Source organism: Ensifer sp., assembly GCF_035999185.1.
Lineage (GTDB): Bacteria > Pseudomonadota > Alphaproteobacteria > Rhizobiales > Rhizobiaceae > Ensifer.
This window is the reverse complement of record NZ_DASYHB010000134.1, coordinates 1-9831: the sequence shown is the minus strand read 5'-3', so window position 1 is coordinate 9831 and position 9831 is coordinate 1. Positions and strand designations below refer to the sequence as shown.

8 protein-coding genes and 1 tRNA gene are annotated in these 9831 nt (G+C 62.5%); 6 read left to right on the top strand and 3 right to left on the bottom strand.

Going from position 1 to position 9831, the window contains the following annotated elements:
* The 5 genes from VGO04_RS17670 to VGO04_RS17650 all read left to right on the top strand — a co-directional run.
* Positions 1 to 1300: aldehyde dehydrogenase family protein (locus tag VGO04_RS17670; protein ID WP_327497278.1), on the top strand; the 1300-nt coding region annotated here is incomplete at its 5' end.
* A gap of 361 nt (positions 1301 to 1661) precedes the next feature.
* Positions 1662 to 2246 (top strand): YigZ family protein, encoded by a 585-nt coding sequence (locus VGO04_RS17665; protein WP_327497277.1) that lies wholly within the window; start codon positions 1662 to 1664, stop codon positions 2244 to 2246.
* A 90-nt stretch (positions 2247 to 2336) separates the two neighbouring features.
* Positions 2337 to 3323: an aldo/keto reductase gene (locus tag VGO04_RS17660; RefSeq protein WP_327497275.1), complete on the top strand. Its 987-nt coding sequence runs from the start codon at positions 2337 to 2339 to the stop codon at positions 3321 to 3323.
* Between the two features lie 45 nt (positions 3324 to 3368).
* On the top strand, positions 3369 to 3800 hold the full coding sequence (locus tag VGO04_RS17655; RefSeq protein ID WP_327497274.1) for a DUF1810 domain-containing protein: 432 nt from the start codon (positions 3369 to 3371) through the stop codon (positions 3798 to 3800).
* A 711-nt stretch (positions 3801 to 4511) separates the two neighbouring features.
* Positions 4512 to 4883, top strand: coding sequence for a hypothetical protein (locus VGO04_RS17650; protein WP_327497273.1), 372 nt, complete (start codon positions 4512 to 4514; stop codon positions 4881 to 4883).
* A gap of 200 nt (positions 4884 to 5083) precedes the next feature.
* Here the strand turns inward: VGO04_RS17650 and VGO04_RS17645 are convergent.
* The 3 genes from VGO04_RS17645 to VGO04_RS17635 all read right to left on the bottom strand — a co-directional run bounded on the left by VGO04_RS17645 (position 5084) and on the right by VGO04_RS17635 (position 9339).
* A tRNA-Arg gene (locus VGO04_RS17645) sits at positions 5084 to 5160 on the bottom strand.
* A 243-nt stretch (positions 5161 to 5403) separates the two neighbouring features.
* Positions 5404 to 6885: a HAMP domain-containing sensor histidine kinase gene (locus tag VGO04_RS17640; protein ID WP_327497272.1), complete on the bottom strand. Its 1482-nt coding sequence runs from the start codon at positions 6883 to 6885 to the stop codon at positions 5404 to 5406.
* Positions 6886 to 7338: 453 nt separating this feature from the next.
* Positions 7339 to 9339 carry a methyl-accepting chemotaxis protein gene (locus VGO04_RS17635; RefSeq protein WP_327497271.1) on the bottom strand — a complete coding sequence of 667 codons (2001 nt, stop codon included), beginning with the start codon at positions 9337 to 9339 and terminating at the stop codon, positions 7339 to 7341.
* Positions 9340 to 9729: 390 nt separating this feature from the next.
* Here VGO04_RS17635 and rpmH point away from each other — a divergent pair.
* A partial coding sequence (rpmH, locus tag VGO04_RS17630; protein ID WP_327497279.1) for a 50S ribosomal protein L34 occupies positions 9730 to 9831 on the top strand: 102 nt, incomplete at its 3' end.

Sequence of the window (9831 nt, the reverse complement as noted above, 5' to 3'; positions counted from 1 at the left end):
CGGCCGGCCGATCCCGCTGATCGCCGAGACCGGCGGCCAGAACGCCATGATCGTCGACAGCTCGGCGCTTGCCGAACAGGTCGTCGGCGACGTCATCGCCTCGGCCTTCGACAGCGCCGGCCAGCGCTGCTCGGCGCTGCGTGTTCTCTGCCTGCAGGAAGACGTGGCCGACCGCACGCTTTCTATGCTGAAGGGCGCACTGCACGAGCTGAAGATCGGCCGCACCGACCGGCTCTCGGTCGACGTCGGCCCTGTCATCACCGCGGAAGCTAAGGGCATCATTGAAAAGCACATCGAAACGATGCGCGGCCTCGGCCGCAAGGTCGAGCAGATCGGCCCCGCCTCCGGAACCGAACAGGGCACCTTCGTGCCGCCGACGATCATCGAGCTCGACAAGCTCTCCGATCTCAAGCGTGAAGTCTTCGGTCCGGTGCTGCACGTCATCCGCTACCGCCGCGACGATCTCGACCGGCTGATCGACGACATCAACGCCACCGGCTATGGCCTCACCTTCGGCCTGCACACGCGCCTCGACGAGACGATCGCCCACGTCACCTCGCGGGTCAAGGCGGGCAACCTCTACGTCAACCGCAACGTCATCGGCGCTGTCGTCGGCGTGCAGCCCTTCGGCGGACGTGGCCTTTCCGGCACCGGTCCGAAGGCTGGCGGCCCGCTCTATCTGGGCCGCCTTGTCGCCACCGCCCCGGTGCCGCCGCAGCACAGCTCCGTCCACACGGACCCGGCGCTGCTCGACTTCGCCAAGTGGCTCGACGGCAAGGGTGCCAAGACCGAAGCCGAAGCCGCCCGCACCGCCGGCAGCAACTCGGCCCTCGGCCTGCTGTCGGAGCTTCCAGGCCCGGTCGGCGAACGCAACCTCTATGCGCTGCATCCGCGCGGCCGCGTCCTTCTGGTTCCGGCGACGGAGACCGGTCTCTACCACCAGCTGGGTGCAGCCCTTGCCACCGGCAACACGGTCGTCATCGACGCTGCCTCCGGTCTTCAGGCATCGTTGAAGGGCCTGCCGGCAAGCATCGCTGCGCGGCTTTCCTGGTCGAAAGACTGGTCGGCCGACGGTCCCTATGCCGGCGCGCTGGTCGAAGGCAACGGTGAACGGGTGCGCGAGGTCAGCAAGGCCATCGCGGGCCTGCCGGGTCCGCTGGTTCTCGTCCAGGCGGCGTCGACCGAAGAGATCGGCAAGAACCCCGACGCCTATTGCCTCAACTGGCTGCTCGAGGAAGTCTCGACCTCGATCAACACGGCCGCTGCCGGCGGCAATGCCAGCCTGATGGCGATCGGCTGATCGAAGCCGCGGCTTCGGACAAGAAACGCCTCTCCCGAGCACGGGAGAGGCGATGAAGGGACGGGAGGGTTCACACGGCGGTGATCGCCTTCCTCTCTCCACCTCATCCCTGTGCCCCGTCACAGGGATCCAGCCGAGCCGCGTCGGCGGCGCGAAAAGCTTGCTTCGCCGGATCCAGAGTCTTCTCACGGCGCAGACGCGCCGTGACTGGATTCCTGTAACAGGCACAGGAATGAGGGGAGAGGAATGCGGAGCCATTTCGCTCGGGCGCTTGGCAGCGAACCGGGCCTGCACCGTTCCAAACCGTGGTAGCGCCCTTCCCCGCAATCCGTTATCAGCTTCTCTAGAAACGGAAGCGGCCATGTTCACCCTCACGCGCATCGAAACGGCAACCCAGGACGTCAAGAAGAGCCGTTTTCTGGCCATTGCCGCACCCATTGCCGAAGAGCAGGCCGCGAAAGATTTCCTGACCGCCCATTCCGATGTCACCGCCAACCACAATTGCTGGGCCTGGCGCATCGGCCAGGCCTATCGCTTCAGCGATGACGGCGAACCGAGCGGCACGGCCGGAAAGCCCATTCTCGCAGCAATCGATGGCCAGGCGCTCGACGGCGTCGTGGTCGTCGTCACCCGCTGGTTCGGTGGCATCCTGCTCGGCAGCGGCGGGCTGGTGCGCGCCTATGGCGGCACGGCAGCGCTGTGTCTTCGAGCGGCGGAAAAGATCGAGATGATCGAGACCGTGCGCGCAACCGTCGCCGTCGATTTTTCAGACATGGCGCTGATCAAGGCGCGGCTGCTTGCCCGCAACGTCGCTATCGTCGGCGAGAGCTTTACCGACAAGGGCCCGGTTCTTAGCCTCGACCTGCGCAAGGACGAGGCAGAGACTATCATCGCAATGGTTGTCGATCTCAGTCGCGGCAAGGCCGTGGTCTCGCTCGACGACTAGAGCGGTGACAGCGGAGACGGTTTCCTTTCGCATGCCGTTCATATTGATTTGGTCCGACCGATTGACGGACCCACAGAAGGAGACATCACGATGAAGACGAGAACGCTTGGCAAGACCGGGGCAACCATTTCCGAGATCGGCTTCGGCGCCTGGCAGATCGGGGGCGCCTGGGGCGACGTCAGCGAGGCTGACGGCAAACGTGCGCTCAATGCCGCGCTCGACGCCGGCGTGACCTTCATCGACACTGCCGACGTCTATGGCGACGGCCGGTCCGAAAAGATCATTTCGGCCGTGCTCAAGGAACGGGGCGGCGACAGGCCGTTCGTCGCGACCAAGGCGGGCCGCAGGCTGAGCCCGCACGTCGCCGAGGGCTATACCGGTGAAAACATCGAAGCCTTCATCGATCGCAGCCTCGCCAATCTCGGCGTCGAGACGCTCGATCTCGTACAACTGCACTGCCCGCCGACCGAGGTCTACTACCGGCCCGAGCTGTTCGGGGCGCTCGACAAGCTCGTTGCCAAGGGCAAGATCCGCCACTACGGCGTGTCGGTCGAAAAGGTCGAGGAAGCGCTGAAGGCGATCGAGTACCCGGGTGTCGCGACGGTGCAGATCATCTACAACATCTTCCGCCAGCGCCCGCACGACTTGTTCTTTGCGCAAGCCGAGAAGAAGAATGTCGGCGTCATCGTTCGCGTGCCGCTTGCCTCTGGCCTTTTGTCAGGCAAGATCACCCGCGAAACGGCGTTTGCCGCCGACGATCACCGCAACTTCAACCGCCACGGCGAAGCCTTCGACGTTGGCGAAACCTTTGCCGGCGTGCCGTTCGAGACCGCGCTTGAAGCCGTCGAGCAGCTACGCCCGCTGGTGCCCCAGGGGGTCGCGATGGCGCAGTTCGCGCTTCGCTGGATCCTTGAACAACAGGCCGTCTCCGTCGTCATTCCGGGCGCCCGCAACGAGGCCCAGGCGCAGTCGAACGCCGCAGCCAGTGCGCTCTCGACCATCGACGGCGAGACCAAAGCCGCAATCGCCGCAGTTTACGAGCAGCTGGTGAAGGTCCATGTTCATCATCGCTGGTAGCTGACGCCCGCGCCTGCATCAGGGCGCGGTCAAGCGAGGTACGCCATGACCGACCCCTTCGACCTGCAGCGCTTCATCGATGCCCAGAACCGCGTCTATGACGCGGTCCTGGAAGAACTGCGACAGGGACACAAGCAGACGCACTGGATGTGGTTCGTTTTCCCGCAGCTGTCCGGCCTTGGGCATTCTCCGATGGCGCAGCGTTATGCCATTTCCGGGCGAGACGAGGCGGCAGCCTATCTCGCCGACGCGGTGCTTGGCCAAAGGCTCAGGGAATGCACCGCGCTCGTCAACGCCGTGACTGGCAAATCGGCGCACCAGATCTTTTCGAGCCCCGACGACAGGAAATTCCGGTCGTCAATGACTTTGTTTTCAAGCGTGGACGGAAAAGGCAATCCGTTCGAACAGGCGCTGCAGCGCTATTTCGAGGGGGAGAAGGATCAACACACCGTTGATTTGCTCGCGCAACTGCGTTGATGCCGCATGCGCCGGCGATGATGCTGCGCCGTTAGCCGCTACTGCAGGCTGGGCGTGGAATGGACCAAAAAGAACAGGATCATGAAGGCACAAACCGATAGGCCGGCAACGATCACGAGAAGTTCTTTCATCATGTAGCGATACATCGACACCTCCCTTCTTTCAGCGGCCTCACTACCTCCTTCATATAGGAAGCCGACGAGCCCGATTTTCACATGCAGGCGTCAAAAGATCGTGAAAGCCCTGGCACCCATCGTGATCGGGGTCTCCATCCGCCAGGGCCTTCGCGATTTGCCGCACGCACAACATTCGCGAGCATTGTGATTTATGATATACTAATATACAAAACTGTCATCTACCCCGTTTGACGCGTGATTCCTGCTGGGTGTCCTTTCGTTCGGATGATGCCGACGGATCCCCTAACACTTTGAAGCTAAGCCATTTTCTGCAGAACCGGCATGCGACACGTTTCATGGGCACCGAGATTGTCCGCAGGCATCGCCGCCCGTGATCGCTTAGGATCAAGCGACAGCTTCCCGTGCGCGACGCGCACATGCCATTCGCCGTGAGCGCGAAGCAGAGCTCTGATTTCACATCGTTTTTCCAGACGGCATCGGCGCCCCCTGCGCTGTCGAGAAACACCAATGAGTTGCAGACGGAGGCGGAACGACCGTCATCGCCGATAACGGCCGTCTCAAGGGATTTGCCCGGATGGATCTCGATCTGGTCGGCGGCAAGCTGCCGACACGCGAAGAAGCTCAGGCAATCGCCATGGATTTTCTGCGCAACGCGGCACCCGACCTCTTGCCCGTGCTTGATATCAGCTGGATCGACCGGCACGACGAACCGCTGCGCGTAACCCGCAATGGGCGTGAAGAGAACCTGACGCTCGCCGGCATGAAGGTCAAAATGCGCAACACCGCCGATGGGCTCTGGATGTGGGTGATCGTCGGCGCGGATCGCAAGGTCATGGTCTTCGAGCGCGACATCCACTGGATCCGCTTTCCCGGCCATCGCGGGACGGAAAAGTGGCTGCACGACGCCTGGCTTGTCGAAAACGGCTATGCCGTCCGCCAATCCTGATCATCGCCTGTACGCGAGAACAGCTCACGTTGAGGCGCACTTGCGCCATGATCGTGCAGCCCCGCCTGCAGAAGCGATCTGACAGGTTACCCGACATCGAAGTGCATCGCGGAACAGACGGGTCGCGATGCGCTAGAACGCTTCATACGAAGACGATGTATGATGGGGAAACGTATGACTAACTAAGTCATTGAAAGGAATGGCGCACCCGAAGAGATTCGAACTCCTGACCCCCAGATTCGTAGTCTGGTGCTCTATCCAGCTGAGCTACGGGTGCGTTTGCCTGAAGCGGTCGAACCGCTTGCGTGAGCGGTTCTCTAAAGGGTCCTTTCGGGGATTGCAAGCGCCGTTCCGCAAAAAATTTCATTTTTACGACGGCGCTCCTGCTCAGCTGTGGAAAGGCACGGCAACCCCGGCGCATGAACCTGCTGGAAAGCAAGGCGTTGCCGTCGAAGGGCGGCCTCGTAAAAAAAATGAGTGATGACGGGCTTTCGCCTCAGCCCATCATAACGATCGTCGCCTAATGGCGCACCTTCGAGCGGAAGGCGTCCAGCGGCACCGGCCGGTCCGGCAGTTCGATTCGGAAAAGCGTGCCCGGCGTCGGCTTTTCGACCAGCGCGATCGTGCCGCCATGGGCGAGAACCAGCTCGCGGGCAATCGCGAGTCCAAGGCCCGTGCCACCGGAACGGGCCGAGCCGCGGAAGGCGGCAAACAGGTTTTCCCGCGCCTTGGGCGGCATGCCGGGGCCGGTGTCGTCCACGGAGATCGTTACGACGCTGCCGACGCGCATGGCAGAGACCGCGACGATGCGCGGACGACCATCCTCAGCCTCATGGCTCGTCAACGCCTGCACGGCGTTACGGCAGATGTTGTGCACCACCCGGAAAAGCTGCTCGCTATCGGCATCGACCTCAAGGTCGTCCTGCATCTGCACCTGGAAGTCGATGCCGGACTGCGGATCGATCGCCAGCAGCTCGGCGACATCGGAGACCAGCGGCTTCAACGCCACGAAGCGCCGGTGCGGCTCTGCTTCCGTCGTGCGGCCATAGGACAGCACTTCGCGCGTATAGCCGACCGCGCGATCGATGGTGCGCAGCAGCGTCGGAGCGAAACGCTTGACCACGGGATCGTCCACGTCGGCCAGACGGTCGGAGATCAACTGTGCGGAGGACAGCATGTTGCGCATGTCGTGGTTGATCTTCGAGACGGCAAGGCCGAGCTCGGCAAGGCTCTTCTGCTGCTTCAGCGTCTTTTGCAATTCACGCTGCATGCTGGCGAGATGCTGGCCGGCGACGGCAAGCTCGTCGCGCCCTTCCGGCGGCACAAGAACCCGGGCCGGATTGGACGGGTCGTCGGAAAATTCCTGCATGCTGGCCGTCATCCGGCGGATCGGCGTGATCAGCATCCGGTTGATGGCGAGAAAGATCAGCGCCGCGGTGATCAACGAAATGATGAGCGACAGGACAAAGACGTTGCGCGAATAGACGAGCATCGCCTTGCGCAGGCTCGCGTCCTTCATCAGAAGCTCGATCGTCGCATCGCTTTCGCCGAGCGGCCCATAGACGCGGATGACGCGATCACCGCCAAAGAGCAGCGTGTCGAACGCATCGCGGATCGAGGCAAACGCGGTCGCGTTGGCAACGTCGTACTCGCCTTCGATCTCAAGCGGCATGTCGGTGAGCGCGATCATGCGCGAGGCATCCTTGCGGCGGATGACGATCGCCTTCGTGCCCGTCGCCATCAGCGTGTCCTTTTGCACGCTGCGCGGCAGTTCGACATTCTGCAGGCCATCGACGACAACAGCGGCGGCCGCAGCCGTGTTCAACCGGTCCTCGAGCCAGCGCGTGCGCATCGTCGCCACGGATGGAGCGAAGATCAACACTTCTGCCAGCATGACGAAGACGATCGTCAGCAACAACAGCTTGCCGGAAAGACCACGGAAGAACCCCGCACCCGCCTTGAGGGCCTCGTTGGCGTTCGCCTGACGCGCTTCTTCCGTCATGCCCAAGAATGTTCCTTGCCTGTCAAATCGATGCACCGCGAGCCCGGGCGTGGGCCCTGCAGCGACGTTTCGCAATAGCCCATAATAGGAGAAGGCTGCCTTTTTTCCAATCGCACTGAGGGCGAGCCGGGTGCGACATAGCCGCGGGCCGCTTTCAAAGCTCCGCCATTTTCAATCGCAAGAGACCACATCTTGATCATCCCCTCCCCATGCGGCCACGTGAGCACGCCCGGACCTTCGCAAAGTGGACAAAAACTCGATCCAAACCGACGACGCATTACCGTCTCGCCCGGCCTGTCTGCGCAATTTCCGGACCGGCGTAAGTCACCCAGGGAACAGTGCCTGGACGCCTCCTGTCGCGGACATTGGCGCGCGGAGGTTTCTGGAAACGAAAAGCCCGCGGCACCATGAAGGCACCGCGGGCTCTTTACATTTGACCGAGCAAGCCGGCGATCAGAATTCTTGCCAGTCCTCCTTGGCCACGGCTGCGGCGGAGCCGCCGCCAAAGGCGCGCGCGACGTTGCCCATCATGCGCCGTGCCGGCGATGCGACCGGCTGGGCGGTCTCACGTGCCACGGCGATCGGCCGGGCGGCAGCATTGTCGACCTTGAAGTAGGCGATCAGGCTTGCGAGATTGTTGGCTTCGGCAGACAGCTTGTGGGTGGCGGCATTCGCCTCTTCCACCATGGCCGCGTTCTGCTGCGTCACCTGGTCCATCTGGTTGACCGCCGTGCTGACCTCGCTCAGCCCCGTCGATTGCTCGCGCGCTGCCGTTGCGATCGAGTGGATGTGGTCGTTGATCTTCAGAACACGCTCCTCGATCTCGCCGAGCGCCGAGCCGGTTTCCTGTACCAGGCGGACGCCGGTCGCCACTTCGCTGCCCGACTTCGAGATCAGACCCTTGATGTCCTTGGCGGCACTGGCCGCACGCTGGGCAAGCTCGCGCACTTCCTGGGCGACGACCGCAAAACCCTTGCCTGCGTCACCGGCGCGGGCCGCCTCGACGCCGGCATTCAGCGCCAGGAGGTTGGTCTGGAAGGCGATTTCGTCGATCACGTTGGTGATCTGGCCGATTTCGCTCGAGGCCTGTTCGATCCGGCCCATGGCATCGACGGCATTGCGCACCACGGCTGCCGACTGTGCCGCGCTGTGCTTGGCCTCGTTGACCATGACGGTCGCTTCCTGTGCGCGCTCGGTCGAGCTTTTCACCGCGACGGTGATCTGATCGAGCGCGGCGGACGTCTCTTCGAGGGCTGCGGCCTGCTGTTCCGTCCGCTTCGACAGGTCGTCGGCGGCAGAACGCAGTTCGGACGAATTGCCGTTGATCGAGTCCGTGGTCGTACGGACCTCGCGCAGCGTCTTCTGCAGGGTCGACAGCGTCTCGTTGACGTTCTGCTGCAGTTCGGCGAAGGCGCCCTGGTAGCGACCGTTCATGCTCTGGGTCAGGTCACCGGCCGCGAGGCTCGCAATTACGCGGCGGGTCTCGGCGATGCCGGCGTCAACACTGCCGACCAGCTCGTTGACGCTCTTCGCAAAGCGATTGAGATCGTCGTTTTCATAGTCCTTGCCGATGCGCTTGGTGAAATCACCGGCGGCGGCGGCCGCGACGACGACGCCGATGCTCGACTGGAGGTCGGCGCTCTTTTCGCGCAGCACCGCTTCCTGCGCATTGAGGTCACGGACGGCGAGGCCGTTCTGCTTGAAGACCTCAACGGCTTCCGCCATTTCGCCGATCTCGTCCTTGCGGCCGACGAAAGGCACGTCCGCGGTGAGATCACCGCCAGCCAACTGCTTCATCTTATCCGTCAATTCAAGGATCGGACGGCTCAGATGGTTCGTGGCGATGTAGAATGCCGCGCCAATGCCGGCAATCAGGCCAAGGCCGGCGATGGCAAGAATGGTGATGATGACATTGCGCTCGAAGACGGCCGTATCAGCGGTCACGACCTGAAGCGTCTTCAGGTTGATGTCGACAACGCCGTCGATCTGCTCCTGGAACGCCTTGCGGTTGGCGCGGTTGGCGTCGGTGTTGCCCTGCTCGTTGGCAGCCTGCGGCGAAACCTCTTCGCCAAGCCGCGCCGTCTCGACGCGGAAAGTCCTGAATTCGGCGGCGCGGGCGACCAGCGTGTCGAAGGACGCTTTGGTTTCGGCCGGGATCAGCGGGCGCCACTCGGCAAGCAGCGCGTCGATCTTGTCGAGGTTCTTGCGGATGCCTTCGGCAAACGGCTTGGCCTTCTCGATGGTCGGGGCGGCATAGACGCCGCGCGATTCCATGACGACCGCGGTCACCAGCCGGTTGAGGCGTTCCGCGTTGAAGGCGCGCGTCGCCACGTTCTCGTACTGGTGGAATTTCTCGTTGTATTTGTTGACAGCGACCAGCGACATGCCGGTCACCGCAACCGCCAGCACACTCATGATGCCGACGATTAGATTGATTTTACCGCGTATTTTCATCCCGACCTCCACAAGGCCGGAAGGCTCGCCCGATTATCGGACATGCCGCGACCCCATTGCACCGAGGCGACCCTAAAATAGGCGTGGTTAATAAAGGTCATCGCGTGGGACAGGCATTCTGGGGAGACGAGCTTAGGTCTCTGTTTACCAATCTTCGCTAGTCGATCCGCCCTTGTGCCCAGATATCGCGCGCTCGACCAAGGCGGTCACATTTATGATGCCGTGCATGTTGAATCGCCGCCCGCGATTGACTTTGCGGGAAATTTGCCCTTATAAGCCGCGCACGTCCGGTCAAGCCCTCTGCCCGCAAGGCGGAGCCGCGTCCGGTAACGTAAACGCTCCTTGCTAAATGCAAACCCAAGAAGGGCCGCACACCGCGGTATTAAATAAATGAAGCGTACCTACCAACCGTCCAAGCTTGTCCGCAAGCGTCGTCACGGCTTCCGTTCGCGCATGGCTACCAAGGGTGGCCAGAAGGTCCTCTCGGCCCGC

What these genes read in the sequence shown, in the direction of transcription:
- VGO04_RS17665 (WP_327497277.1), top strand. Translation starts at nt 1,662, where the DNA reads ATGTTCACCCTCACGCGCATCGAAACGGCAACCCAGGACGTCAAGAAG.
- VGO04_RS17655 (WP_327497274.1), top strand. Translation starts at nt 3,369, where the DNA reads ATGACCGACCCCTTCGACCTGCAGCGCTTCATCGATGCCCAGAACCGC.
- VGO04_RS17660 (WP_327497275.1), top strand. Translation starts at nt 2,337, where the DNA reads ATGAAGACGAGAACGCTTGGCAAGACCGGGGCAACCATTTCCGAGATC.
- VGO04_RS17635 (WP_327497271.1), bottom strand. Translation starts at nt 9,339, where the DNA reads ATGAAAATACGCGGTAAAATCAATCTAATCGTCGGCATCATGAGTGTG.
- VGO04_RS17650 (WP_327497273.1), top strand. Translation starts at nt 4,512, where the DNA reads ATGGATCTCGATCTGGTCGGCGGCAAGCTGCCGACACGCGAAGAAGCT.
- VGO04_RS17640 (WP_327497272.1), bottom strand. Translation starts at nt 6,885, where the DNA reads ATGACGGAAGAAGCGCGTCAGGCGAACGCCAACGAGGCCCTCAAGGCG.